Annotated in this window: 24 protein-coding genes; 16 read left to right on the top strand and 8 right to left on the bottom strand. The window is 73.0% G+C overall.

Going from position 1 to position 24,198, the window contains the following annotated elements:
* Positions 1-96 precede the first annotated feature (96 nt).
* From ACYVM4_RS13605 to benA, 5 genes are all read right to left on the bottom strand, one after another.
* The gene (locus ACYVM4_RS13605; RefSeq protein WP_460668881.1) at positions 97-2,928 is read right to left on the bottom strand and encodes a helix-turn-helix transcriptional regulator; all 2,832 of its coding nucleotides are present in this window, start codon (positions 2,926-2,928) and stop codon (positions 97-99) included.
* A 62-nt stretch (positions 2,929-2,990) separates the two neighbouring features.
* Entirely contained in the window at positions 2,991-3,818 is an 828-nt protein-coding gene (locus ACYVM4_RS13600) for a 1,6-dihydroxycyclohexa-2,4-diene-1-carboxylate dehydrogenase (RefSeq protein WP_460668880.1), read from the bottom strand.
* Positions 3,818-5,392, bottom strand: coding sequence for a benzoate 1,2-dioxygenase electron transfer component BenC (gene benC, locus ACYVM4_RS13595; RefSeq protein WP_460668879.1), 1,575 nt, complete (start codon positions 5,390-5,392; stop codon positions 3,818-3,820). Before benC ends, ACYVM4_RS13600 begins: the two co-directional genes overlap by 1 nt.
* Positions 5,393-5,535: 143 nt before the next feature.
* Positions 5,536-6,072: a benzoate 1,2-dioxygenase small subunit gene (benB, locus tag ACYVM4_RS13590; protein WP_387605391.1), complete on the bottom strand. Its 537-nt coding sequence runs from the start codon at positions 6,070-6,072 to the stop codon at positions 5,536-5,538.
* Positions 6,073-6,111: 39 nt separating this feature from the next.
* Positions 6,112-7,494 (bottom strand): benzoate 1,2-dioxygenase large subunit, encoded by a 1,383-nt coding sequence (benA, locus tag ACYVM4_RS13585; RefSeq protein WP_368821279.1) that lies wholly within the window; start codon positions 7,492-7,494, stop codon positions 6,112-6,114.
* Positions 7,495-7,848: 354 nt separating this feature from the next.
* Between benA and catA the strand changes: the two genes are divergently transcribed.
* Positions 7,849-8,733, top strand: coding sequence for a catechol 1,2-dioxygenase (gene catA / locus ACYVM4_RS13580; protein ID WP_460668878.1), 885 nt, complete (start codon positions 7,849-7,851; stop codon positions 8,731-8,733).
* Between the two features lie 404 nt (positions 8,734-9,137).
* Here catA and ACYVM4_RS13575 read toward each other — a convergent pair whose 3' ends face one another.
* Complete coding sequence (locus tag ACYVM4_RS13575; protein WP_368821281.1) at positions 9,138-9,620, bottom strand: MarR family winged helix-turn-helix transcriptional regulator; 483 nt, start codon at positions 9,618-9,620, stop codon at positions 9,138-9,140.
* A 59-nt stretch (positions 9,621-9,679) separates the two neighbouring features.
* Complete coding sequence (locus ACYVM4_RS13570; protein WP_460668877.1) at positions 9,680-10,375, bottom strand: hypothetical protein; 696 nt, start codon at positions 10,373-10,375, stop codon at positions 9,680-9,682.
* 191 nt (positions 10,376-10,566) lie between these two features.
* On the opposite strand from ACYVM4_RS13570, the gene ACYVM4_RS13565 reads away from it, so the two are divergent.
* Positions 10,567-11,643: a glutathione S-transferase family protein gene (locus ACYVM4_RS13565; RefSeq protein WP_460668876.1), complete on the top strand. Its 1,077-nt coding sequence runs from the start codon at positions 10,567-10,569 to the stop codon at positions 11,641-11,643.
* A gap of 122 nt (positions 11,644-11,765) precedes the next feature.
* Positions 11,766-12,611: an HpcH/HpaI aldolase/citrate lyase family protein gene (locus ACYVM4_RS13560; RefSeq protein ID WP_368821284.1), complete on the top strand. Its 846-nt coding sequence runs from the start codon at positions 11,766-11,768 to the stop codon at positions 12,609-12,611.
* Between the two features lie 13 nt (positions 12,612-12,624).
* Here the strand turns inward: ACYVM4_RS13560 and ACYVM4_RS13555 are convergent, their stop codons facing one another.
* Entirely contained in the window at positions 12,625-13,341 is a 717-nt protein-coding gene (locus ACYVM4_RS13555) for an HAD family hydrolase (protein ID WP_368821285.1), read from the bottom strand.
* A gap of 146 nt (positions 13,342-13,487) precedes the next feature.
* Here ACYVM4_RS13555 and ACYVM4_RS13550 point away from each other — a divergent pair, with 146 nt between their 5' ends.
* The 13 genes from ACYVM4_RS13550 to ACYVM4_RS13490 all read left to right on the top strand — a co-directional run bounded on the left by ACYVM4_RS13550 (position 13,488) and on the right by ACYVM4_RS13490 (position 24,135).
* The gene (locus tag ACYVM4_RS13550; protein WP_368821286.1) at positions 13,488-14,480 is read left to right on the top strand and encodes an LLM class flavin-dependent oxidoreductase; all 993 of its coding nucleotides are present in this window, start codon (positions 13,488-13,490) and stop codon (positions 14,478-14,480) included.
* 91 nt (positions 14,481-14,571) lie between these two features.
* A complete protein-coding gene (locus tag ACYVM4_RS13545; protein WP_460668875.1) occupies positions 14,572-15,618 on the top strand; it encodes an NAD(P)-dependent alcohol dehydrogenase in 1,047 nt (348 codons plus the stop codon).
* A 58-nt stretch (positions 15,619-15,676) separates the two neighbouring features.
* Positions 15,677-17,887 (top strand): 4-alpha-glucanotransferase, encoded by a 2,211-nt coding sequence (malQ, locus tag ACYVM4_RS13540; protein ID WP_368821288.1) that lies wholly within the window; start codon positions 15,677-15,679, stop codon positions 17,885-17,887.
* 57 nt (positions 17,888-17,944) lie between these two features.
* A complete protein-coding gene (locus tag ACYVM4_RS13535) occupies positions 17,945-18,820 on the top strand; it encodes an SGNH/GDSL hydrolase family protein (RefSeq protein ID WP_460668874.1) in 876 nt (291 codons plus the stop codon).
* Positions 18,817-18,975, top strand: a complete 159-nt coding sequence (locus ACYVM4_RS13530; RefSeq protein ID WP_460668873.1) for a hypothetical protein — start codon at positions 18,817-18,819, stop codon at positions 18,973-18,975. The genes ACYVM4_RS13535 and ACYVM4_RS13530 overlap by 4 nt, the downstream gene beginning before the upstream one ends.
* 325 nt (positions 18,976-19,300) lie before the next feature.
* Positions 19,301-19,537 carry a 50S ribosomal protein L28 gene (gene rpmB / locus ACYVM4_RS13525; protein WP_017832643.1) on the top strand — a complete coding sequence of 79 codons (237 nt, stop codon included), beginning with the start codon at positions 19,301-19,303 and terminating at the stop codon, positions 19,535-19,537.
* 1 nt (position 19,538) lies between these two features.
* Positions 19,539-19,706, top strand: coding sequence for a 50S ribosomal protein L33 (rpmG, locus tag ACYVM4_RS13520; RefSeq protein WP_017832642.1), 168 nt, complete (start codon positions 19,539-19,541; stop codon positions 19,704-19,706).
* 4 nt (positions 19,707-19,710) lie between these two features.
* Positions 19,711-20,016 carry a 30S ribosomal protein S14 gene (rpsN, locus tag ACYVM4_RS13515; protein WP_368821291.1) on the top strand — a complete coding sequence of 102 codons (306 nt, stop codon included), beginning with the start codon at positions 19,711-19,713 and terminating at the stop codon, positions 20,014-20,016.
* Positions 20,017-20,089: 73 nt separating this feature from the next.
* The gene (locus tag ACYVM4_RS13510) at positions 20,090-20,374 is read left to right on the top strand and encodes an HU family DNA-binding protein (RefSeq protein WP_031282576.1); all 285 of its coding nucleotides are present in this window, start codon (positions 20,090-20,092) and stop codon (positions 20,372-20,374) included.
* Positions 20,375-20,598: 224 nt separating this feature from the next.
* Entirely contained in the window at positions 20,599-21,258 is a 660-nt protein-coding gene (locus ACYVM4_RS13505) for a hypothetical protein (RefSeq protein ID WP_460668872.1), read from the top strand.
* Positions 21,259-21,400: 142 nt separating this feature from the next.
* On the top strand, positions 21,401-21,961 hold the full coding sequence (locus ACYVM4_RS13500) for a copper resistance CopC family protein (RefSeq protein WP_460668871.1): 561 nt from the start codon (positions 21,401-21,403) through the stop codon (positions 21,959-21,961).
* Between the two features lie 205 nt (positions 21,962-22,166).
* Complete coding sequence (locus ACYVM4_RS13495; protein WP_460668870.1) at positions 22,167-22,880, top strand: copper chaperone PCu(A)C; 714 nt, start codon at positions 22,167-22,169, stop codon at positions 22,878-22,880.
* Positions 22,873-24,135 carry a Dyp-type peroxidase gene (locus ACYVM4_RS13490; protein ID WP_460668869.1) on the top strand — a complete coding sequence of 421 codons (1,263 nt, stop codon included), beginning with the start codon at positions 22,873-22,875 and terminating at the stop codon, positions 24,133-24,135. The genes ACYVM4_RS13495 and ACYVM4_RS13490 overlap by 8 nt, the downstream gene beginning before the upstream one ends.
* The last annotated feature ends 63 nt before the right edge of the window (positions 24,136-24,198 follow it).

The following is a 24,198-nucleotide window of genomic DNA, read 5'->3' as shown; positions in this document are numbered from 1 at the left end:
CCGTCGCCCGCCACCTCGCGGTTGTCGGGGAGCAGTGATCCACCGGGATCGGTGATCCGGGGGCAGTGACCCGGGGGCAGTGATCCGGGGGAGCGGTCATTCGGGGGAGCGGTAGCGGGCGGCGAGCTCGCTGCGCGAGCGGATCCCCAGCTTCCCGTAGATGCGCGTCAGGTGGTACTGGACGGTCTTCTCCGCGAGGAACAGGGCCCGCGCGGTCTCCTTGTTGGTGGCCCCGCCCGACACGAGCTCGGCCACGGCCTGCTCCTGGGCGGTGAGCTGCACGGCGGTGCGGCCCACGGCGGCGAGCACCGGGTCGGAGGGGTCGGGCAGGTTCCCGACGTCGAGCCCGGTCGCCTTGAGCTCGCGGTCGCAGCGCTCCACGTAGGTGGCGGCGCCCAGCGAGTCGTAGAGGTCCCGCGCGGTCCGCAGCACGGTGGACGCCAGGCGCCGCTTGCCCGCACGGCGCATGCTCTGCCCGAAGGCGAAGCTGATCCGGGCGCGCAGGTACGGGCGGTTGAGCCCGCCCAGGTGGCCCAGGGCCGCCTCGAAGTGCTCCCGCGCCGTGTCCGGATCCCCCTGCGCGGCGAGGATCCGCCCCCGGGCCCAGGACGTGCGGGCCTCGTCGGAGGGGATCCGCCGCTCGCGGCGCACGCGCTCGAACGCGGTGAGGAAGGCGTCCGCGTCCTCGAGCCGGTCGGTCATGACGAGGGCGTTGACGTAGGTGTCCTGCCACGGCCAGAAGGAGACCCGCTCGTCGGTCCACGGATCGATGTCCGTGAGCGGCTGCAGCACCCCCAGCGCGCTCTCGTAGTCGGCGCGGGCCTCGTGGAAGCGGGCCCGCGCGAGGCTGGCCGGGACCTGCATGGCCCGGTAGGTGCCCGGCTGCACGGCGGCCTGGGAGACGTAGTGGCGGGCCCGGTCCCAGTCCCCGCGCATCGACCACAGCTCCGCGGCGGTCCAGTACAGGAGCGGGCGGATGAGCGGCATCTGCGCGGTCTCGAGGCGCACCGAGGCGCGGGAGACCGTGGCCGCCGCGGCGTCCCAGTCGCCCAGCACCAGCTGGGTGCGGGCCAGCCAGGCCTCCGCCCACAGGGAGATCCGCAGGGACCCGCCCCGGTGCTCGGTGGGGACGGCCGCCTGGAAGCTGACGAGCGCCGTCTCGACGTCGTCGGCGCGCAGGGCGAGCCACCCGGCGCCCATCTGGACGCGCTGCTTCTGGGCGTTCTCCGCCGCGTGCTCGAAGGCCCGCTCGTAGGACGCCTCGGCCTCCCGCACCCGGCCCTGGGCGAAGAGGCCCAGGCCGTAGATCGCCTCGGACTCGATGTGGGCGGGGGCGCCGGGAGCGGTGAGGGACATCGCGGTCTCCGCCCACCGGGTGATGACGGGCCCGTCCCAAGAGGCCACGCCGTGCAGCACGAAGCGCTGGGCGATCTGCGCGGCGGCCGCGGGGTCCCGCTGCCGGTTGCTCGTGCGCCACGCCATCTCGAGCTGGGTCTGCGCGCTGCGGTTCTGCCCCGACACCGTGGAGAGGTAGCCGAGCACCGAGGAGCGCAGGGGGGAGGACGGCATGGCGTCCACGGCGTCCGCCCACATGCCGGCCTGGGCGATGTTGCCCGAGCCGACGAGGGCGTCCACGGCCCGGAGGAGGCGCTCGTTGCGGGCTCGCGTGTCCGCGGAGAGCCGGGACGCCGAGAGCAGGGCCGTGGCGACGTCCTGCCAGGCTCCCACCATCGCCTGCCGCCCGGCGAAGGCCTCGAGCTCCACGGCCAGCGCCTCGTCGGGCCCCGGGGTGGCGGACACGCGGTGGCCGAGCCGCTCGCCCTCCTCGTGCACGGCGGTCGCGGAGCGCCGGTGGAGCTCGATCCGCCGGCTCGGCACGATCAGCCCGTAGACGGCCTCCGCGGCGCCCGGCTCGAAGAACTGCACGACCGAGCGGGCCTGGTCCACGGACAGGTCCAGCAGCCCGGCGCGGTGGCCCTCGTCGAGCGCCTCCATCAGGGCGTCCACCCCGCTGACGTGGGCCACCTCGGACAGGCCCGCGCTGCGCCCCAGCACGGAGACGGCCTCGGCCGTGCGGACCAGGTCGGGGGAGGCCTCGGCGAGGACGCTGCGCACGCGGGCGCGCACCCGGGAGCTCGCCGGCAGGTCCGCGAACCAGGAGTGCCAGGTGTCCTCGGGCTGCTCGCGCAGCAGCTCGAGCACCTGCTGGGGGAGCCCGCCGGTGTGCCGGACGAGCCGGTGCGCGGCGGTCGCGCCGAGGTCGAGGCCGAAGTACTGCCGGGCCGCGGCGCGGACCTCCTCCACCCCGAGCGGCTCGAGGGGGATGCGCTGCACCTGGTGGCCGGTGAGGAAGTCGAGCACCCCGGCCGGGACGTGCCAGGCCTGCGCGGGGTCGAGGGTCAGGACGAACATGACCCGCTTGCCGTGCAGCCGGCGCATCACGAACACCAGGATCCGCAGGGTCTGCTCGTCCAGCCGGTGGGCGTCGTCCACGGTGACCACCACGCTGCCGCGGGTCTGCAGGCTCTCGAGGTGGGTGCTCAGGGTGGCGGCGTAGTTCACGGCCTGCGCGGGGCTCAGGTCGGCGACCGGGGCCGAGGGCGGCGCGGGCTCGCCGTCGAAGCCCCTGGACGAGCGCAGCGGCGTGGCGAGCATGAGCTGGCTGTAGCCGGCCAGGGCGAGCTGGGACTCCCACTCGTCGCCGGTGGCACTGAGCACGCGGACGCCTCGCGCCGCGGAGCGGCAGTGGTCGAGGAACAGCTCGAGCAGGGCCGTCTTGCCCGAGCCCAGGGGGCCGTCGAGCACCACCGTGCGGACGTGGCCCCTGCGCACGGTCCGCAGGACCTCGAGGAGCTCCTCCAGCGCGGCGGCCCGCCCGACCAGCGGGAACTCCTCCCCGGGTTCTCCGTGGTGCAGGCCCGCCGTCATGGCCGCGAGTCTACCCGGGGGCAGGGCGCGGCCACGCCGGCGGGCGTCCGCCCGGGGGCGGCTCAGCCGAGGTCCCCGCCGGCGACCGGCAGGACGCTGCCGGTGACGTAGGAGGCCTCGTCGGAGGCGAGGAACACGATGGGCGCGGCCTGCTCGTCGAGCGTGCCGTAGCGCTTCATGAGCGACGACTCCACGGTCTGGTCCACGATCACCTGGTACCACGCCTTCTCGGTGGCGGACTCGGCCTCGGGCCCGCGCTTGACGCGGCGGGGCGGGGCCTCGGTGCCGCCGGGGGCGGTGGCGACCACGCGGATCCCGCGACCGGCGACCTCCATGGCCAGGGACTGGGTCAGGGCGTTGACCCCGCCCTTCGCCGCGGCGTAGGGCACCCGGTGCATTCCACGGGTGGCCACCGAAGAGACGTTGACGATCGTGCCCGAGCCCTGCTCCAGCATGGCCGGGAGCACCGCGCGGCAGGACCACAGGGTCGGGAAGAGCGAGCGGCGGATCTCCTTCTCGATCTTCTCCTCGTCGTACTCCTCGTAGGGGCGGGCCCAGATGGTGCCGCCCACGTTGTTGACGAGCACGTCGACCCGGCCGTGGGCCGTGAGGGCGGCCTCCACGGCCCGGTGGGCCCCGGCCCAGGTCTCGAGGTCGGCGGTCACGGAGGTGGCGGAACCGCCCGAGCCCGAGGCCTCGGCGGCGCGGGTGATGCCCTGCGCCACGTCGTGCACCAGTTCGGAGCGGTCCACGAGGACGACGGCGCCGCCCTCGGCGCCGATCCGCTCGGCCACCTTCTGCCCGATGCCCTGCGCGGAGCCGGTCACGACCGCCACCTTGCCGGCGAAGCGGCCCGGGGTGAGGAACTGCCCCGCGTACGGTGTGCCCATCAGCGACCGGCCTCCTTGGCGTCGATCGCCGTGGACATGGTCTGCTTGGCGTCGCGGGCGTGGGCCATGATCACCTCGCGGGCGCGCTCCTTGTCGCGGCGCTCGAAGGCCTCGACGACGTCGACGTGGTCCTGGGCGACCCGGGCGAAGATCGCCGTGCCCCGTTCGAAGGTCGCGGCCATCTGCTCGCGCACGTCGAGCCGGCGGTAGGACTCCAGCAGCGTCGGGTTGTCGCAGACCATGAAGAGGTACTCGTGGAACTCCTCGTTGGTCCGCACGTACTCCTCGGGATCCTGGACGGTGCCCGCGCCCACGGAGCGCGTGGTGGCCTCGGCGAGGCGCCGGAACTGCTCCAGCTGCTCCTGCGTCAGCCGGCCCATCATGAGCTCGGTGACGGCGAGCTCGAGGCCCATGCGGGCGTCGAGGTGGGCGAAGCTGTCCTCCTTGCGGAACTCCAGCCGGCCGGTCTCCAGCGAGGACACGGCCTCGGAACGGGTGATCGTGTCGCCCTCGGCGGCGATCGTCTCGGGGGAGGCAGGCGCGCCGGTCTCGGCGTCGCCGCCGGTGGTCTCCTTCGGCGCGAAGCGCTCGAAGTAGAAGTTCGCGGGCTCGATCCCCTCGGAGTCCAGCCACTTGGAGACGGCGTTGACCATGGGCGGCGGGCCGCACAGGTAGACGTCCACGTCGCCGTCGTTGAGATGGGCAGGCTCGATGATCTGGGTGACGTAGCCGGTGTGCGGGGCGGAGGTGCCCGGCTCCGAGGCGATGTGGTCCCAGGTGAAGCCCGGGAGCTTCGCCTCGTACGCCCGGAGCCGGTCGATGCCCACGATGTCCGCCTCGCGGGTCACGCCGTAGATCAGGTGCACCGGGGTGCTGGGCGGGTTCTCGGAGAGCTTCTCCAGGATCGACAGCAGCGGGGCCAGGCCGGTGCCACCCGCGAGCAGCAGCAGCGGGCGCTTGGGCTCGCGCAGGAAGAACGAGCCGTAGGGGCCGCTGAACTCGACGGTGTCGCCCACCTGGGCGCGGTCGCGCAGGTACTCGGACATCGCGCCCTGCGGGGTGATGCGCACCATGAAGGCCGCGCCCTCCGCCTCGGGGCCGTTGCTGAAGGAGTAGGAGCGCTCGGCCTCGGTGCCGGGCACCTTGATGTTGACGTACTGGCCGGGCAGGAACGCGAGGTCCTCCCGCTTCTCGACGTCGAGGGTGAAGGAGATCGTGGTCTCGGAGTGCTTGTCCAGCTCCTGGAGCGTGGAGGTGTACGTGGCGGCGGAGGTCTTCGCGGACTCGGCGGTCGCCGGGATCTGGATGGCCATGTCGGACTCGGGGACCGCCTGGCAGGTGAGCAGGTAGCCCTTCTCGAGCTCGTCCTCGGTCATGGCGTCGTCGATGAAGTCCCCGGGGTCGAAGGAGCCGGAGTCGCAGAAGGCCTTGCAGGTGCCGCAGGCGCCGTCCCGGCAGTCCGCGGGAATGTTGATGCGCGCCTTGTAGGCGGCGTCGAGGACGGTCTCGTAGTCGCCGACCTTGACGACCTTCGTGACGCCGTCCTCGAAGCTGAGGGCTACCTGGTGGCCCATGATTTCCTCCTGGGTGGGGGCCGCGTCCTCGCGGCCCGGGAAAGGTCTGTGGGGTGCTCGGTGAGCACGGGATGGCTCGGTGGGCACGGGGTGCCGACGGTCCGTCGTGGTCGGCCCCGGCACGGAGCCGACCACGGCAGGCGTCAGATCATGTAGACGTCCACGACGTGGTGGATGTAGTCGTTCTTCAGGACGACCTTCTTCTTGAGGATCACGGGCTCGTCGCCCGAGAGGTCGATCGTGTAGAAGCTGGTGCCGAAGTACGTGTCCGTCGTGTTGTAGCGGAAGTACAGCGTGAACCAGTTGAAGCGGACCTGCACCCGGTCGCCGTCGTGCTCGAGGACCTCCACGTCGGTGATGTTGTGCCCGGTGCGGGGGTCCGGCAGGGACGTGGCGGAGGAGCGGTCCGTCTTGATGCGGAACACGCGGTCCTCGATGCCGCCGCGGTTGTCGTAGTAGATCAGGGAGATCTCGTTCTGGGGGTCCTCGGTCAGCTGGTCGTCGTCGCCCCAGGACGGCATCCAGAACTCGGAGTCCGGGTGGTAGCACTCGAGCCACTCGTCGAACCGGCGGTCGTCCAGCAGGCGCGCCTCCTTGTAGAGGAAGGAGCGCACGGTCTCGAGGGTCGCGATCTCCTCGGCGGTCTTCAGCGCCGTCACGGGGTTCAGCAGGTTGGCCATGGTGTTCTGCACTCTTTCTGTGGTTCGGGGGAGTCCGGGTCAGGCGGTCGCAGGAGCGGGCTGCGCGGCGGCGCGCTCCTCCGCGGCCAGGCCCTTGTCCATGACGTCCTTCCAGAAGCCGTGCTGGACGGGGTACAGGCCCTCGTCCTCGGTGCGCACGCCGGACGCGATGACGTTGGTCATGCCGAGGGCCTGGGCCTGCTCGTCCGGCCCCTGGATCTCGTGGGCGGCGCCGCGGGACATGTCGTTCCACGGGGCGGAGGTGGCCCAGTAGGTCTTGTTGCAGGAGCGGAACTCCTCGAGGTCGTCCGGGGTGGCCATGCCCGTCGCGTTGAAGAAGTCCTCGTACTGGCGGATCCGCTTGGAGCGGTTCTCCTGGGACTCGCCCTTGGGGGCGATGCAGTAGATGGTGACCTCGGTCTGGTCCGCGGAGATCGGCCGGAAGTGACGGATCTGCGAGGAGAACTGGTCCATGATGTAGACGTTCGGGTAGAGGCACAGGTTGCGCGAGATGTTGATCATGAAGTTCGCCATCTCCTCGCCGTACTTGTCGACGAGCTCCTCGCGGCGGTCCCACAGCGGGCGGTCCTGCGGGTTGGTCCACTCCTGCCACAGCAGCAGGTGGCCGTGCTCGTAGGAGTAGAACCCGCCCTTAACCTTGCCCCACTTGCCGGCGTCCATGGCCTTGGTCTTGTTGGCGGAGTCGCCGGCGGTGCGGCGGGCGGTGGTCGCGGCGTAGTTCCAGTGCACCGAGGTCACGTGGTAGCCGTCGGCGCCGTTCTCCGCCTGGACCTTCCAGTTGCCGTCGTAGGTGTAGGTCGAGGCACCGCGCAGCACCTCGAGGCCCTCGGGGGACTGGTCCACGATCGAGTCGATCACCGTGGTGGCGTCGCCCAGGTGCTCCTCCAGGGGGAGCACGTCCGGGTTGAGGGAGCCGAACAGGAAGCCGCGGTAGGACTCGAAGCGGGCGACCCTGGTCAGGTCGTGCGAGCCCTCCTTGTTGAAGTTCTCCGGGTAGCCGCCGTTGCGGCCGTCCTTGACCTTGAGCAGCTCGCCGGAGTTCTTGAACGTCCAGCCGTGGAAGGGGCAGGTGAAGGTGGTGCGGTTGTCCGTCTTGCGCCGGCACAGCATCGCGCCGCGGTGGGAGCACGCGTTGACGATGCAGTTCAGCTTCTCCTCCTTGTCGCGGGTGATGACCACCGGGGTGCGACCGATGTAGGTGGTGAAGTAGTCGCCCACGTTGGCGATCTGGGACTCGTGCGCCAGGTACACCCAGTTGCCCTCGAAGATGTACTTCATCTCCAGCTCGAAGATCTCCTCGTCGGTGAAGATCTCGCGCTTGGCCCGGATGAGGCCGTTCTCGCGGTCGTCCACCACGGCGTCGGAGAGGACCTCGCGGACGTGGGTCAGGTTCTCGGTCATGACGTGCTCCTTCTGGTCAGGATGTCTGGGGCGGGACGTCTGCTCGGGACGTGCGGGCCGGGGCCGCGACCGGCTCCTGCCGGACGGTACAGAGCCAGTCTGGTGCGCCGTGACTCCGCTCACATCAGGCAAACCCCTAGGAGTAACCCAGGGTGGGTTTATGCCGTATTGGGTGCACAAAAGCAGCCCAATCAATATTTGTCGCGTCCTGATCCCGCCCCTAGGCTGTGGAAGACGTCGACGTGTCCGGTGTCACAGCCGGAGGCCCCGAGCTGGGGGCCGCGAGCTGCATCGGGAGCGATGGGCACGACGGGCGTCCCTGATCACCGTTCAACGAGGAATGTGGAGAACACCATGACGGAGACCCACGCGGCAACGCGCAAGGAGAACGAGGGCACCGCGGTCGAGGCCGGGTCCAAGGCGACCGAGCGGTTCACCGCCTCGGGCAAGCTGGCGAAGCTGGACGTGCCGAAGGAGCGGGTGTCCCTGCTGGCCGGCGCGGCGATCAAGGCGATCAACGACATCGCGGTCGCCCACCAGGTCACCTACGAGGAGTACAACGCGCTGAAGGCGTGGCTGATCAAGGTCGGCACCGACGGGGAGTGGCCGCTGTTCCTGGACGTGTGGCTGGAGCACACCATCGAGGACGTCAACTCGCAGGAGCGCCCGGGTGCGGTGGGCACCATCGAGGGCCCCTACTACGTGCCGGACTCCCCGGTGTTGCCCACCCCGGCGACCCTGCAGATGCGCGCCGACGAGCCGGGCACCCCGCTGCTGTTCAAGGGCCGGTTCACCGACACCGACGGCAACCCCCTGCAGGGTGCCCAGGTGGAGATCTGGCACGCCGACGCCAACGGCTTCTACTCCCAGTACGCCCCCGAGCTGCCCGAGTGGCTGTTCCGCGGCGCCGTGCAGGCCGACGAGAACGGGTGCTTCGAGATCAACACCAAGCGCCCGGCCCCGTACCAGATCCCCACCGACGGGGCCTGCGGGCAGCTCATCAGTGCGGCCGGCTGGCACGCGTGGCGCCCGGCGCACATCCACATCAAGGTCTCCGCGCCCGGGTACCAGCTGGTCACCCAGCAGCTGTACTTCCCCGGCGACCCGCACAACGAGGACGACATCGCCTCGGCGGTCAAGCCCGAGCTGATGCTCGACCCGGCCCCGCGCACCGACGGCGGCGAGGGGGAAGAGGTCGTCTACGACTACGTCCTCGCCAAGGAGGGCCAGACCAAGTAGGGACCCCACGCGCGGGCGCGACACCCGCGGTGGACCGGGGAGCGCCCCCGCCGGCCGGGGCCGGCGGGGGCTTTCCCGCGCTCGGAGCGGGCGGGTCGAGCGCGGTGCCGAGCACTCCCGCGGCCGTCTCCGGGACCCCCGGGACCGTCGAGGACACAAAACGCACAGTCGGCTTGCTCATGCAGATCACTGGGTCTAAGGTAAATCTGTCGTCGGCGTTGGCCCGGAGGTGATCCCCCCATCTGCCTCCGGATGATTCCTGCCGACGTGTGGTGTCCCATTCCCCCGATCGGGATGCCGGACAGGCCCTGCCGATCCCCCCATGCGGCAGGGCCTGTCCCCTGTCCGGGGGCAGTCCCGGCTCAGGGCGGGTCCCGGCCGGCGGGCGGCTCAGCGGGCCGGCGTCAGCACAGCCCCAGTTCCTCGAGGCGGGGAAGCACCTTGCCGGACACGGACAGCAGTGCGTCCATCTCCTCCCGGGTCAGGTGGTCGATGAGCGCCGCCCGCACCAGCTCGAGGTGACCGGGGGCGGAGGCCTCGATGGCACGCCGCCCCTCCGGGGTGATCCGCACGTCGAGTCCGCGCGCGTCGCTGTCGCACGGCAGCCGCTCGAGCAGCCCGCGCCGGGCCATGCGGGAGAGCAGGTGGGACAGGCGGCTGCGCTCCCAGCCGAGCTCGTGGAGCAGGTCGCGGGAGCGGACCACGCCGGCGCTGCTCTCCGACAGCTGGACGAGGACCTCGTACTCCGAGCCGGACAGCGCGCTGTCCCGGGACAGCTGCCGGTCCACCGCGGTCTGCATGCCGCGGCTCAGGGCCAGGAAGCCGCGCCAGACGCGCTGCTCCTCGTCCGACAGCCAGTTGACCTCGTCGGTCTCCGGGTGGCTCATGCGGCGGTCCTCTCGTGGCGCGGGAAAACCCCCACTATAAATTGACATGTCAACAAATGTCAATTCCCGGGCACGTCCTCCGGCGGGGTGTCGGGCAGGTCGGGGCGGTCGCCGGTGCCAGGGCCGTACCGCGCCGGACGGCGATGGATCCACTCCGAGTCGTAGTGGTCCCCGGGTCCGCGCACGGGCCGCCGGAGCCGTTCGGCGTACCCGGTGGGGCGCAGGGGGGAGCCGTCGTCGTCGACCGGCGTGAAGGAGGCCATGGCCACGAGGCCGAAGCCCAGGCCCGCGGCCACGACCAAGGTCATCCCCGAGACGACCAGGACGCTGACGTACTCGTCGGCCAGGTCCGCGCCGGTGGTGCCGGCCAGCAGCGGCTGGACCGCGAACACCCCGGCGAGGGGCAGGAGGCCGAGCAGCAGGAGGGCGGAGGGGATGAGCCACAGCTTCGAGCGGCTCCGCAGCGGGGGCACCGAGGTGTCCCGGAGGGCCGGGTGCAACTGGGCCTGGACGACGGCGAACCCTGCGAGCCCGGGCAGGACGAGCAGTGCTCCGACGGCCCAGCCCCACGCGTGGCCGACGGCGGTGAGTCCGCCGCCCAGCAGGAGGCCCAGCATCACGAGCGTGAAGGAGAGCCCCCGCGCCATCCGGCGCGCGGCCCGCGGGGAGGCCGCGCCCCTGCGGTCCGCCCGGGGCGGGACGTGCTGCGGGGGGAGTCGCCGGCCGTACTCGGGCTCGTTGCCGTGGGTGCTCATGAGCGGGCTGTTCCGTGGTGGGAGGGTGCTGGACGCCTCTACTGTAGACCTCGCCTCCGACGGGACCTCCCCTGGCGCCCCTCCTGTGATTGACATATCATCAAAAACGGGGGACGGGAGGTGCGGCCGTCCCGCCGCCGACCACCGTCCGGCCGGTGGCGTCCCGTCCCGCCGCACCTCGAGGAGCCACCATGTCACAGCGCAGCACCCAGCGGTCCGAGCACAGCACCGCCGGCGCCTACGTGCATCCCGGCGAGGAGTTCACCCGGGACACCGCCTACATCGAGGACCGGATCGTCCGCGACCCGGCGCACGCCGACGTGCCCGAGGGGGCGCGGGCCTGGCCCGTCGAGGCCGGCCGGTACCGGCTCGTCGCCGCGCGGGCCTGCCCCTGGGCCAACCGGACCCTCATCGTGCGACGGCTCCTGGGGCTCGAGGACGCCCTGTCGGTCGGACTGCCCGGTCCCGTCCACGACGTCCGTTCGTGGACGTTCGACCTCGACGCCGACGGCAGGGACCCGGTGCTGGGCATCGAGCGGCTCCAGGAGGCCTACTTCGCCCGCTACCCCGACTACCCGCGGGGGATCACCGTGCCGGCGGTCGTGGAGATCGCGAGCGGCCAGGTGGTGACCAACGACTTCCCCCGGATCACGGAGGACCTCGCCAAGGAGTGGGGCGCCTTCCACCGCGAGGGCGCGCCCGACCTCTGGCCGGCCGACCTCGAGGACGAGATGCGCGAGGTCATGCAGCGCGTCTACACCGAGGTCAACAACGGGGTCTACCGGTGCGGCTTCGCCGGCTCCCAGCGGGCCTACGAGAAGGCCTACGAGCGGCTGTGGGCCGCCATGGACTGGCTCGAGGACCGCCTCGCCACCCGCCGCTACCTCATGGGCGAGCACATCACCGAGGCGGACGTGCGGCTGTTCACCACCCTGGTGCGCTTCGACCCGGTCTACCACTCGCACTTCAAGTGCTCGCGCAACAAGCTCACCGAGATGCCCCACCTGTGGGGCTACGCCCGGGACCTCTTCCAGACCCCCGGTTTCGGCGACACCGTGGACTTCGAGCAGATCAAGCAGCACTACTTCGTGGTCCACGAGGACATCAACCCCTCGCAGATCGTGCCCGTGGGCCCCGACCTGGACAACTGGGTGTCCGCGCACGGCCGGGAGGCCCTCGGCGGCTCGCCCTTCGGCGCGGGGACCGCGCCGGGTCCCGTGCGGCCGGGGGAACGGGTTGACGGACGTCACACGCCCCTGACCGTCTGAGCGTTCCGCCGGATCGGCGCGCCGCCTAGACTGGACAGCTCCTACGGCCCGGGCCCGCCCGCGGGATCGGGCGCCCAGGGGCCTCCCGTCCCCGCCGCCCTCCTCTCGGAAAGGACCCTCCCATGGCCCCCTACCGCAACCAGCGCGCCGCCGCGCTGCCCGCCCGCCTGTCCCGCTCCTGGCTGCTGACCTCGGCCGCCGACCCCTCCGTCTTCCCGGCGGCGCTCGCGTCCGAGGCGGACTCCGTCGTGTTCGACATCGAGGACGCCATCCCCGCCGACGGCAAGGACCAGGCCCGGCGGAACGTCGTGGAGGCCTTCGAGGCCGGGGCCAGCGCGTGGGTGCGGATCAACGACATCACGACCCCGTACTGGGAGCAGGACCTGGCCGCGCTCAGCCGGGTCGGCCACCTGCGTGGCATCATGCTGGCGAAGACGGAGCACCCCGACCACATCACCAAGACGGCCATGATGGCTCCCGCCGGCACCCCCGTCGTGGCGCTCATCGAGTCGGCCGTGGGGATCATGAACGCCAACGACATCGCCCGTGCCCCCGGGGTGTTCCGGCTCGCCTTCGGGGTCGGCGACTTCCGCCGGGACACCGGTGTCAGCGCGGACCCCATGGCGCTGGCGTTCGCGCGCTCGAGCCTCGTCGTGGCCTCCCGGGTGGGGGAGCTGCCCGGTCCCATCGACGGACCGACCCTGGGCGCCTCGGAGGAGGGGCTCGCCGAGGCGTGCGCCGTGACGCAGTCCATGGGCATGACGGGCAAGCTGTGCCTGGACCCGCAGCAGACGGACGGGATCAACCGCAACCTCGCCCCGAGCGAGCAGGAGATCACCTGGGCGCGCGAGCTCATCACGCAGCACGACTCCGGGCACGTCGTGGGCGACGGCAGCTACCTGCCGCGCCTGGCCCGGGCCCGCAAGGTCTCCGAGCTGGCGCAGACCTACGGGATCTGGAACCGCTGATCGGTCCCGGCGCTCAGCCCAGCCAGCGGGTCATGAGCTCCCGGAAGGCGGGGTCCGTCAGCGCCGCCGCTCGGTGGTGCGCGGGCACGGGGTCCCCGCCCGGGACCGACGGCACGGCCACGACCACCAGCCCTGCCGCCACGGCCGAGGTCGCGCCCACCACGGAGTCCTCCACGGCCAGGGCCTCTCCGGGGGCGAAGCCCAGCCGCCGCACGGCCTCGGCGTAGATGTCCGGGGCCGGCTTGCCGTGCGGCACGTCCTCGGAGGACACCCACGTGCTGAGGTGGGGGACGAAGCCGGCCTGCTCGAGCTTCACGCCGAGGATCGTGCTCGTGGAGTTGCTGGCCACGGCCACGGGCAGTCGCTCCGCGAACGCGCGCACCGTCTCGAGCGCGCCCGGGAGGGGCACGATCTGCCCCCTCAGCGTCTCCTCCTCGGTGCGGAGCACGTCGGCGTAGACCGTGGCACGGTCGGCCTGCGCGGCCTCCGCGATCGCCGTGGCGACGTCCGCCGCGGACCAGCCCATCATCCGGCGCTCCAGGGCCTCGGTGTACTCCAGCCCGTAGCTCTCGGACACGAGTCGCTGGACCTGCGCCCAGTTCGCCTCCGTGTCCATAAGGATGCCGTCGCAGTCGAAGACCACGCACGCCGGGGTCCACCCCGGTCCGGGCGCGGGCAGCTCGTGGGCGGGCGTGGGCGGGGAGGGGACGGGGGCCGGGGAAGTCGTCATGCTCCCATGGTGCCCCACCCGGGTCCGGTCGTGGCGGGCGTGTGAGCAGGGCAACTCCCGGGAGCACGCCCGGAATAAGGAGCCCGGCCCGGGGTGTTGCCGCCACCGAACCCCAACGTGTCCTCCCGACGAAAGAAGCCCAGCCCTTGCCCGCCACGCCCCGCGTCCCGCTGTCCGCCCTCGACCTCGTGCCCCTGTCGGAGGGCCGCTCCGCCGCGGACGCCCTCCGCGAGGCGGTGGACCTCGCCCGCCGGCTCGACGCGTCCGGCTACACGCGCCTGTGGTACGCCGAGCACCACAACACGGAGGCGTTCGCGTCCTCCGCCACGGCGGTGCTCATCGGGCAGGCGCTCGCCGCCACGGAGCGCCTGCGGGTGGGCTCCGGTGGGATCATGCTCCCCAACCACGTCCCCCTGACCGTGGCCGAGGCCTTCGGCACGCTCGCCAACCTCTACCCCGGCCGCGTGGAGCTGGGTCTGGGCCGCGCCCCGGGCACCGACATGCGCACCGCCCTCGAGCTGCGGCGGGGGCACGCCGGCCACGACACCTTCGAGGCCGACGTGCGCCGTCTGGTGCGGCTGTTCGGCGGCCAGGAGCAGGAGGTCGTCCGGGCGTCCGTGGCCCGGGGGACGGACGTTCCCCTGTGGATCCTCGGCTCCTCGACGGGCGGCGCGGAGGTCGCCGCCCGGCTCGGCCTGCCCTACGCCTTCGCCTCCCACTTCGCCCCGGCCATGATCATGGACGCCATCGCCCTGTACCGGCAGCGCTTCGACCCCGACGCCCCCACGGCCACGGTCGAGCGCCCGCACGTGATGGTCGCGGCGAACGTCCTCGCCGCCGGCACCGACGAGGAGGCGCGGCGCCAGTTCAGCACCCACCAGCTGCTGGTCCGCGGGATCGCCCGCAACGACCGCCGGCCGCTCCAGCCGCCGGTCGAGCGCGTCGAGCTCACCGCGGCGGAGGCGGGCATGGTGCAGGAGCACCTCGCCGTCTCGGCGGTCGGCACGCCCGAACAGGTGGTCGCCGACCTCGAGCAGATCGTGGAGATCACCCGCGCCGACGAGCTGATGCTCAACAGCTACGCCCACGACCCCGAGGTGCGCGCCCGGTCCTACGAGCTCGTCGCCCGGGCCTGGTGAGCGCACCGGCCCGGCGCCGGCCGTCCTGACCGCACGACCTCCGCCCCGTGATCTCCGCCGGGCGGCAACCGCACCACGACAGGAGCACCCCATGACCACCGTCCCCGCCCTCGAGGCGGTTTCCGCCGACTCCGGCTTCCGCCGTACCACGATCGAGCGCCGCCCGGTGGGCCCGGGCGACGTCGAGATCGAGATCCACTTCGCCGGCATCTGCCACTCCGACATCCACGTCGCGCGCGACGAGTGGGGCCGCACGCACTACCCCGTGACCCCGGGGCACGAGATCGTCGGCCGCGTCAGCGCCGTCGGGGAGGCCGTGACCGGCTTCGCGCCCGGCGACACGGTCGGCGTCGGCTGCTTCGTCGACTCCTGCGGCCGGTGCGAGCACTGCGCCGACGGCCAGGAGCAGTTCTGCACGGAGGGCGTGACGGCCACCTACAACACGCCCCAGGCCGACGGCGCCGCCACCAGGGGCGGCTACAGCGGCGCGATCGTGGTCGACGAGCGCTTCGTCCTGCGCGTCCCCGAGGCCCTCGACCCCGCCCGGGCCGCCCCGCTGCTGTGCGCCGGGATCACCACGTACGCCCCGTTCAAGCGCTGGGGCGTCGGGCCGGGCCGGCGGGTCGCCGTCCTGGGCATGGGCGGGCTCGGCCACGTGGCCGTGAAGATCGCCGCGGCCATGGGCGCCGAGGTCACCGTCCTGAGCCAGAGCCTGTCCAAGGAGGAGGACGGTCTGGCGTTCGGTGCGACCGACTACTGGGCGACGAAGGACCCCGAGACCTTCGAGCGCAACAAGGGCCGCTTCGACCTGATCCTCAACACCGTCTCCGCGGACCTGCCCATCGAGCAGTACCTGTCCCTGCTGCGGGTCAACGGCGTGCTGTGCTCCGTGGGACTGCCCTCCGAGCCGTACAGCGTCCGCCCCGGCGCCCTGATCAGCCGGCAGCGCGTGCTCACCGGGTCGATGGTCGGCGGGCTGCCCGAGCACCAGGAGATGCTCGACTTCTGCGCGGAGCACGGCGTGGAGTCCGAGATCGAGCTGATCGGCGCCGACGACGTCGACGCCGCCTACGACCGGGTGGTCGCCTCGGACGTGCGGTACCGCTTCGTCATCGACGTCGCCCGCACCCTGGCGTAGCCGCGCGGATCATCAGCAGCCTGCGGCTCCGGCCGCGCTGATGGCTAGAGTGGGGGCCATGGCCGACACCACCACCACCGACGGCGCGCTGCGCCGGCTCGCCGAGGACTACCGCGTCTCCACGACCTACTCCGGGTTCGACGGACAGGAGCGGGAGGTCCCGGAGCCGACGCTGCGCGCCGTGCTCGACGCGCTGGGCGCGGATGCCGGCGACGACGCCGCGATCGAGGCGTGCCTCGCCCAGCGGGAGCTGGCGCCCTGGCGGCGCGTCCTGCCGCCCGTGGTCGTCGCCGTCGCCGGGGAGCGCACCCGCTTCGCGGTGCACGTCCCGCACGGCTCCACGGTGCGCGTGACCCTCGTGGCGGAGGACGGCGCACGGGCCACCGCACCCCAGGTCGACAACTGGCGCTCCCCGCGCGACGTGGACGGCGTCCTCACCGGCCAGGCCACCTTCGAGGTGCCCGAGAGCCTCGCCGTGGGCTGGTACGAGGTCCGCGCCGAGTGCCCCGACGTCGAGGGCGGACGCGCGGTCACGACCCCGCTGGCCGTGACCCCGCGGCGCCTGTCCAGCACCGACCGGCTGCACGGCCGGCACCGCTGGGGCTACATGGCGCAGATCTACTCGGTGACCTCCGGGCGGTCGTGGGGCGTGGGCGACGCCTCGGACCTCGCGAGCCTCGCCGCGATCTCGGGGGAGCAGGGGGCGGACTACCTGCTGGTCAACCCGCTGCACGCCGCCGAGCCCGCCCCGCCGGTGGAGCCCTCGCCGTACCTGCCGACCAGCCGCCGCTTCTTCAACCCCCTCTACCTGCGCATCGCCGAGGTCCCCGAGTACGCCTACCTGCGCCCGGCCGACCTCGAGGTGGTCAACACGCTGGCCGCGATCCAGCGCAAGGACAACCTCGACACCAGCACCATCGACCGGGACAAGGCCTACGCGGCGAAGCTGAAGAGCCTCGAGCTGCTGTTCACCGTCCGCCGCTCCCCGCACCGCCAGCAGCAGCTGCGCCGGTTCGTGGCCGAGGGCGGGCAGGGCCTGCAGGACTTCGGCCTCTGGTGCGCGCTGCGGGAGGAGCTCGGCGAGGACGCCCCCGAGTGGGACGACGTCGCCGCGGGCCCGGACGCCCCGTACGCGGTGGAGGCGCGGACCCGGCTGTCCGGCAGGATCGACTTCCACGTGTGGATGCAGTGGCTGCTGGACGAGCAGCTAGAGGCCGCCCAGCGTGCGGCGCACCTGGCCGGGATGGACATCGGCGTGATCCACGACCTCGCCGTGGGCGTGCACAAGCAGGGCGCCGACGCGTGGACGCTCCAGGACGTGCTGGCCCTGGGTGTCAGCGTGGGCGCGCCCGCGGACATGTACAACCAGAAGGGCCAGAACTGGTCCCAGCCCCCGTGGCACCCCGAGCGCCTGGCCGAGGCGGGCTATCTGCCCTGGCGGGACATGCTGCGCACGATCTTCCGGCACGCCGGCGGCATCCGGGTGGACCACGTCCTGGGCCTGTTCCGGCTGTGGTGGATCCCGGACGGCCAGGAGGCCTCGGAGGGCGCCTACGTCTACTACGACCACGAGGCGATGGTCGGCATCCTCGCGCTCGAGGCGGAGCTCGCCGGGGCGGTGGTGGTCGGGGAGGACCTGGGCACCCTCGAGCCGTGGGTGCGGGAGTACCTCGCGGAGCGCGGCGTGCTGGGGACGTCGATCCTCTGGTTCGAGGTGGACGGCGACGAGCCCCTCCCACCGGCGCAGTACCGGGAGCTGAGCATGGCCTCGGTCAGCACCCACGACTTCCCGCCCACGGCGGGCTTCCTGGAGGGCGTGCAGGTGGACGTGCGCGAGGAGCTCGGCCTGCTGGCCCGGCCCGTGGAGGAGGAGCGGGCCGAGGCCCGCCGGCAGCTCGACACGTTCTTCGCGGCCGTCGCCGCGGACGGGCTGCTCCCCGACGGGGACGCCACGGACGAGCAGGGCCTGGTCGAGGCGCTGCACCGCTACCTCGCGCAGTCCCCGGCGCTGCTGTTCAACGTCTCCCTCGTGGACGCCGTCGGCGAGCGCCGGATGCAGAACCAGCCGGGCACGGGGGACGAGTACCCCAACTGGCGCGTCCCCCTGGCCGACCAGTCGGGCAATCCGGTGCTGATCGAGCAGCTGCCGGACAACCCCCGGGCGAACTCCCTGGTGCGCGCGGTCAACGAGGCGCTCGGCAACCGGTCCCGCTTCCGGCCGGTGGGGGAGCCCGAGCAGCCCCGGCACACCGACCGCACGGCGCCCTGACCGGACCCCGCGACCGCGCCCGCGGCATCCCCCTGCCCTGAACCGAGAGGACACCGCATGACGGAGCCGACGACGTCCCACCCGCCCGCCGTGCCGCCCGCACCGCCCATCCGCTACGTGGCCCTCGGCGACTCCATGACCGAGGGCGTGGGCGACCCCGACCCGGCCCGCCCCAACGGGGTGCGCGGCTGGGCCGACCTCGTGGCCGAGCAGTTGACCGCGGTCCACCCGGACACCCGCTACGCGAACCTGGCGGTCCGGGGGCGGCTGCTCCGCGGGATCGTCGAGGAGCAGCTGGAGGCGTGCCTGGCCCTGGAGCCGACCCTGGTGAGCCTCTACGCCGGCGGCAACGACATGCTGCGCCCCCGGGCGGACGTGGACGCCCTCATGGAGGTCTACGAGCAGGCGGTCGCCCGGCTGCGGGGCTCCGGCGCCCAGGTGGTGGTGTTCACGGCCTTCGACCCCGGCCGGGACGCCCCCACGTCCTGGACCCGCCCCCGGCAGGCGCTCTACAACGAGCACGTCCGGGAGATCGCCGACCGGCACGGGTGCCTGGTCCTCGACTACTGGCGGATGCGCACCCTGCAGGACTGGCGCTACTGGGCGGTGGACCGGTTGCACATGTCGACCGCCGGGCACACGCACGTGGCCGCCGGAGTGCTCGAGCTGCTGAGCGTGGACCACGCCCTGGAGCTGCCGCCCGCCGACCGGCTGCCGGTCACGGCGAGCCCGGGCGTGCTGAAGGAGGACCTCCACTGGGCCCGCGAGTACCTGCTGCCCTGGATCGGGCGGCGGTTGCGCGGGACCTCCTCGGGGGACACGGTCGCCGCCCGCCACCCGGGGTACACGACGCTGCTCCCGCGCCCGGTGCTCCCCGCCGGTCCCGAGACCCGCCACGAGGCGGCGGCACCCGCGCCGGGGGCGCGCGCGTGAGCCCGCTGCGCGCGGTGGACCCCGCCGGCGGCGCGGACCCCGCGCCCCGTACCCCGCCCGCCGCCCCGACCGCCCGCCACCACGGGTGCACGGCGATCGACGGCCGGCACCCGGAGGGCCGCGACCCCGGCGCCGGGCCGCTCCGGCGGGGCTGACCGGGGGATCCCCCGGTTTGCGGGGGTGCGGGGAGCCGGTAGACTGACCCGAAGCTGGTCACACCTGACGTCAGGTTGCGGGGAAGTCCGTCCGGGCCTAGACTTCAAGGCTGTCGTGTGGTGGAGTCCACCTTCCGGCACCTTGATCTTCACCGTCTTCATCGTGGCGAGGCCTTCGCCGGTTCCGGCCGCGGGCCTTACGAGAGGGCCCGGTTGGCGAACGGTGGCAATTCTGAAGGTGGCGGGACGCCCGTTGCCGCAGCTGAGTGATCATCTGCGGCACCCACTGCGTGCCGTCATTTCGTCAACATTGGAGGAGAACACTATGGCAGCGCACTGCCAGGTGACTGGAGCTCAGCCGGGCTTTGGGCACAGCATTTCGCACTCGCACCGCCGTACCAAGCGCCGGTTCGACCCGAACATCCAGAAGAAGCGGTACTGGGTTCCGTCGCTGCGCCGCAGCGTGACGCTCAACGTCAGTGCCAAGGGCATCAAGGTCATCGACGCCCGTGGCATCGACTCCGTCGTGACCGACATTCTCGCACGTGGGGAGAAGATCTAGCATGGCCAAGGACAAGGACGTTCGTCCCATCATCAAGCTGAAGTCCACCGCCGGCACCGGTTTCACCTACGTGACCCGCAAGAACCGTCGCAACGACCCGGACCGCATGGTGCTCAAGAAGTACGACCCGGTCGTCCGCAAGCACGTCGATTTCCGCGAGGAGCGCTGAATCCATGGCCAAGAAGTCCAAGATCGCCAAGAACGAGCAGCGCAAGGTCGTCGTCGCGCGCTACGCCGCGAAGCGTGCCGAGCTCAAGAAGACCCTCGTCGACGAGAACGCCACCGACGAGGCCCGCGAGGAGGCCCGCCTGGGCCTGCAGAAGCTGCCCCGCGACGCCTCCCCGGTCCGGCTGCGCAACCGGGACCAGATCGACGGCCGCCCCCGCGGCACCCTCCAGAAGTTCGGCATCTCCCGCGTCCGGTTCCGCGACATGGCTCACCGCGGCGAACTGCCCGGCATCACCAAGTCCAGCTGGTAATTTCTGACGCAGGAGCGCGATCGGTCCCCCGTGCCGCGCTTCCCCACGACCCCAAGTCCAGGAGGACATGAACATGGCTAAGAACCGCAGTGAACTCGTCGCAGAGGTCGCCGAGAAGGCCGGCACCACCAACGCCGCCGTCAACGGCGTCCTGGACGCGATGTTCCAGGTCTTCGAGGAGTCCGTCTCCGCCGGTGAGAAGATCACCATCCCGGGCTGGCTGGCCGTCGAGCGCACCGATCGTGCCGCCCGCACGGGCCGCAACCCGCAGACCGGCGAGACCATCGAGATCCCGGCCGGCCACGGCGTCAAGCTGACCGCTGGTTCCAAGCTCAAGGCGGCTGTGTCCAAGAAGTAAGGACACCCGCGGGTCCGTTCCGGACCTGTCCCATGGCTTCGTCCGAAGGGGCGGCCCCCGCACAGGGGCCGCCCCTTCGGCGTCCCCGGGTCCTGCGGGAGGCGCCGAGCCCCCGGGCGTGACCGGCAGCGTGCCCGCGGGGGCGCAATTGGTCCGGCCCCGGGGGCCGTGCGCATAATGGGAGCGCCGAGCCGAGCGGCCGGCGACGAGACGGGAGGTGCGGCGTGAGCCCACGTGCACGGCGCCTCGCCCGCGGCTGGGCCGGAGCGTCCATCGCCACCTCGGCCGCCGTGCTCTCCCATTCGGCCGCCGGCGGGCAGGCCCCGCCCGCGGTGCTCGTGCTCCTCTCCCTGGCCCTGTCCGGGCCGCTGTGCATGGCCCTCGCCGGCCGGGTGCTCTTCCGGTCGTCCCTGCTGCTGGGCGTGCTGCTCAGCCAGTCCGTGCTGCATGCCCTGTTCGCGGGCTCCGGAGGTGTCGGCACGGTGGCCGGCACGACCCACCCCTCCCTGGAACACGCCGCTCAGCACGGGACCGGTCCCGCCCTCGTGCTGGAGGTCCAGTTCCACGCCGGGCACGGCGGGACCGCGATGCTCGTCTCCCACGTGCTGGCCGGGCTGGCCGCCTACGTGCTCATGCGCCACGGCGAGGTCGCGGCCGTGGTCCTGCTGGAGGCGCTCCGGCTGCGCGTGCGCCGCCGGCGGCAGCTTCCGCCGGCCCCCGTGGTCGTCGGCCGTCCGCGCGCCGTGCGGGCCGGGCGCCCGCACGTGCTGACCGATCAGACGCTGCTGCGTCCCGTGCGCTCCCACCGCGGCCCGCCGCGCGCCCGCCGTCGACCCCTGCTGCCGGTCCTCCTCCCGGTACCCGCCACGCTGCCCACCGGCTGAGCCGGCCGGTCGCGGGGCGCCGCCCGGGCCGCGGACCCCGGCAGGAGGTTTGACGGCCCGAGCACGCCGCCCGGCCGTCCCGGCCCGGCGGCCCGGCCTATCACCGCCCGGCCCATCACCGCCCGGCCCCCGAGGAGACCTCATGCCCACGCCCACCATCCGACGCACCGCCGCCCTGCTGGCTGCCGGTGCTCTCACGGTCCTGCCCCTGCTGCCCGCCTCCGCGCATGACGAGCTCACCGCCGTCTCGCCCGAGCCCGACTCCGTCCTGACCACCGCGCCGGAGGAGCTCGAGCTCACCTTCTCCGGCGAGGTCATGGACATCGGCCACCAGGTCCTGGTCACCGACTCCGAGGGGCGCTCCGTGACGGAGGGCCCGCTCGAGCCGGAGGGGAACCGGATCGTCCAGCCCCTGAGCGGCGCCGGGACGGAGGACGAGACCTACCGCGTCGTTTGGCGGGTCGTCTCCAGCGACGGGCACCCCATCGAGGGGACGTTCAGCTACGACGTCGGCTCCGGCGGCGAGCCCACGGCGCAGCCGAGCGCCGCGGTGGAGGACTCCGCCCAGCGCGCCCAGGACGCCGCGGACCGTGCCTCGTCCGGGGACGTCCCGCTCTGGTTCGTCGCCGTCGCCGGCGGGGTCGTGGCCCTCGCCGTGCTCGGCCTGGTGAGCCTCGTCTCCAGCCGGCGCCGCAAGGGCTGAACCGGCCGGGACCGTCCCGGTCCTGCACCGTCCGACCCGCCACCCGCCGGGCGCTCGCTGCGCCCCGGGTCCGCCGCGCACCCCTCTCCGCGCGCCTCGCGCCGCGCACCCCTCTCCGCGCACCCGTCTCCGCGCACCCCTCTCCGCGCGCCTCGCGCCGCGCACCCCTCTCCGCGCGTCCTTTTCCCACGATCCAGGAGCACCCGTGCCCACCTCCTTGTCCGTCTCCCTGCCCACCGCGCTGCTGCGCACCACCGTCCTCGCCGTCGGCGCCATCGCGCTCACGGGGTGCACGTCCTCCGCCCAGGAGGTGGCACCGGCCGCCGCGTCCACGTCCGCCTCCGGCAGCCCGTCCCCGCACGACGCCGGGGGCACCGCCGCGCCGGAGCCGCTCACCGTGGAGCAGCCCTGGGCGAAGGCGGGCTCCGCCGGGGGCATGACCGGGGTCTTCGGCACCCTGGTCAACCAGGGCGACGCCCCGGTCGTGCTCACCGGCGCGTCCGCCGAGGGCGTCGCCGGTGCGGTCGAGCTGCACGAGACCGTGCTCGACCCCGAGACCGGCAGCAGGGTCATGCAGCGGATGCAGGACCCGGTCGGCATCGCGCCGGGGGAGTCCTACGCCCTCGAGCCCGGGGCGGACCACATCATGCTCCTGGACCTGCGGTGCGAGCTCCGTGCCGGGGACGAGCTCGGGCTCGTCCTGCGCTTCGAGGACGGGGCCGAGCAGACGCTGACGGCGGCCGTCCGCGACTACGCGGGCGCCCAGGAGGAGTACGACCCGGGCCACGGCGAGGGGCACAGCCAGGGCGACAACCCGGGTGACAGCGGGGGGCACACCGGGGACCACACGACCCGGAGCGGCACGGGGCCGCCCGCCGGTTCCGTGCCGGCGGCGGACCTGCCGGGCTGCCGTGGGTGAGGCCCGTGGCCTGAACCGGCGGCGCCTGCTCGTGGCGGGCGGCCCCGCCGGCGTCGGCGCCGCGTCGGCCCTCGGCCTGGAGCCGGCCCGCCGCGCCGGGGCCCTCGCCCCGGCACCGCAGGCGGACCGGGCGGCGGCGCAGGGGCACGGGCAGGCCACGGAGCCCTTCCACGGGCCCCGGCAGGCCGGGGTGGCGACCGCGCCCCAGGCCTTCGCCGCCTTCGTGGCGCTTGACCTCCACCGGGACACCACCCGGGACGCGGTGCGGCGCCTGCTGCGGGTGCTCTCCGAGGACGCCGCCACCCTGACCCAGGGCCGGGCTCCGGTCGCCGACCAGGAGCCGGGGCTCACCGTGAACCCCGCGCGGCTCACGGTCACCCTCGGCCTCGGGCCGCGGCTGCTCGGACTGGTCGCCCCGGACCGAGCGCCGGCCTGGCTTCGCCCCCTGCCGTCGTTCTCGATCGACCGGCTCGAGGAGCGCTGGAGCGACGGCGACCTGCTGCTGCAGTTCTGCGCCGACGACCGGCTGACCGTCGCGCACGCCCAGCGGGTGCTGCTCAAGGACTCCCGCTCCTTCGCCGTGCGCTGGGTGCAGGACGGCTTCCGGCACACCGTCGGCTCCGGCCCCGACGGGCAGAGCATGCGCAACCTCTTCGGCCAGGTGGACGGCACCGTCATCCCCCGGGCCGGCAGCGCGGAGTTCGAGCGGGTGGTCCACGGCCGGGACGGCTTTCCGCCGTGGATCCAGGACGGCACGTCTCTGGTCGTCCGCCGGATCGCCATGAACCTGGACACCTGGGACGAGGCGGACACACCGGCGCGCGAGGACGCCGTCGGGCGGCGCCTGCGCGACGGCGCCCCGCTGACGGGCGGCGCCGAGCACGACGAGCCGGATCTCGCGTTGCGGGGCCCGCTGGGCTTCCCCGTCATCGCCGACTACGCCCACGTGCGCCGCTCCCGCTCGGAGGACCCCCGGGAGCGGATCCACCGGAGGGCCTACAACTACGACCTGCCCGTCGCGGACGCCTCGGGCACGCGGGGACGCGGCGCGACCACCGGAGGGGTCAGCGACGCGGGGATGGTCTTCGCGGCGTACTGCTCGGACGTCGACCGCCAGTTCGTCCCGATCCAGCGCCGGCTCGACGAGCTGGACATGCTCAACGCCTGGACCACGCCAGTGGGGTCCGCGGTCTTCGCCGTGCCCCCGGGCTGCGCCGAGGGAGGGTTCGTGGGCGACGTGCTCTTCGGGGACTGAGGCCCGCCCCTGTGGGGTCCGGCACACGCGCACGGGCAAGCGCGCGCGGAGAGGGACAATGGA

It is taken from the genome of Kocuria himachalensis (assembly GCF_054784195.1).
This window is presented reverse-complemented; position numbering and strand designations above follow the sequence as displayed.